General features: G+C 69.4%; 1 protein-coding gene and 1 rRNA gene. Both read left to right on the forward strand.

Annotation, left to right across the window (positions count from 1 at the left end; all coding sequences use genetic code 11):
- Positions 1-82 (forward strand): 5S ribosomal RNA (rrf, locus tag JOD95_RS16085); the annotation flags it as partial.
- A gap of 168 nt (positions 83-250) precedes the next feature.
- Positions 251-1117 carry a GNAT family N-acetyltransferase gene (locus tag JOD95_RS17040; RefSeq protein ID WP_209686106.1) on the forward strand — a complete coding sequence of 289 codons (867 nt, stop codon included), beginning with the start codon at positions 251-253 and terminating at the stop codon, positions 1115-1117.
- The last annotated feature ends 336 nt before the right edge of the window (positions 1118-1453 follow it).

The following is a 1453-nucleotide window of genomic DNA, read 5'->3' on the forward strand; positions in this document are numbered from 1 at the left end:
CATTCCGAACCCGGAAGCTAAGCCTCTCAGCGCCGATGGTACTGCAAGGGGGACCTTGTGGGAGAGTAGGACGCCGCCGGACTCAACTTCAGCAAGACCAGGAAACCCCTGACCGTGATCGGTCAGGGGTTTCCTGCGTTTCCGGGCCGACCCGCACACCGCCACCGCCCTCGACTGCTCGGGCCGTGCGGGCGAGCGCAGCGGCGATCGCACGCTGGCGCGATTGCACGCGATCGGTCACCATCAGAACGTGGCACGACACGTCGGTGATCTGTTCCGGGACGAGCCTGACCAGTGGGGCTGGCGCGGTGACCCGTGGCTGTGGCGAGCTCTCGGTGAGCGGTTCGCGCACGTCACGCTCCCGAGCACGCGAGGTGAGCTCGACGGCATGCTGCGGTGGGGCTTTGCGGCGGAGGTCGGTCGTGCGATGTCGGGAGACGCCGGCGCAGGGGTGTTCGTCGAGCGCTTCGCACACGGCGGGATGTCTTCCGGGCACGTGTCGCCCTCGTGGTGGTCGGCGACCGGCGTGCCCCTCCTCCTGGGGCGGGCCGGTCTCCCGGGTCTCCGGTACGTCGTGCGGAGCACGGTCGAGCAGGACTGGCGGTCGGTGCGAGCGCTCCGGCTCGAGAACGCGGCGGAGAACCCGGTGTCGTACGGCGCCGACCTCCGGACCACCCTCGCGATGACCGAGGACGACTGGCGGCTGCGGGCGCGGCGCGGTACCGGGCGGGACACCACTGCTGTCGTGGCAGTCGCGGAGGACGGGGCGTGGCTGGGGATCATGGCCGCTCAGCTGCCGGCTGACGAGGAGCCTGCCGCGCTGCTCACGGGGGTGTTCGTCCGTCCTCGAGCGCGGGGCCGGGCGAACGGCGTGGCGGACGCGCTCCTCGCGGAGGTCCTCAGCTGGGCAGCCCTCCGTGCCCCGTCGATCCGACTCTGGGTGGACTGCGCTCCGGACGGTGCGCCGGCGCGGGGCTTCTACGCTCGCCACGGCTTCCGCAGGACGGGACGCCGGCGCGCGGCCGACGGGTTGCCGAACGCCGTCATCGAAGAGATGGCGACTGCACTCGAGCTCCCGACCGTCCACGGAAGCAGCGGAGAACCGGGCGAGGAGTGAGTCGGTCGCAACGCTGCAACGCGTCCGCTCATCGCCCGACACGCCCGAGATGTGGCCCCACTTGGCAGCGCGTTCACCTCCGCGTAAAGTTGTACCTCGTTGCCGCTGAGGCGGAGAACGGAACGGCCGAGACGGTCATCAGGGCGAGTACCTGGAGATGCAGTCCGGACGGGGTCCCGCTCGGCAACCAACCACCACCCTGACGAGCTGCAAGGTTCGGCGGATGGTGTCGAGAATCCAAGCCCCTCTGGCGGAGCTCCTTCGTGGAGTCGAGTGGGGGGTGCGTCTGGTCCTTGAGAACTCAACAGCGTGCACATTGTCAATGCCAATTATTTT

It is taken from the genome of Curtobacterium sp. 1310 (assembly GCF_017834105.1).
Classification (GTDB): Bacteria; Actinomycetota; Actinomycetes; order Actinomycetales; family Microbacteriaceae; genus Curtobacterium.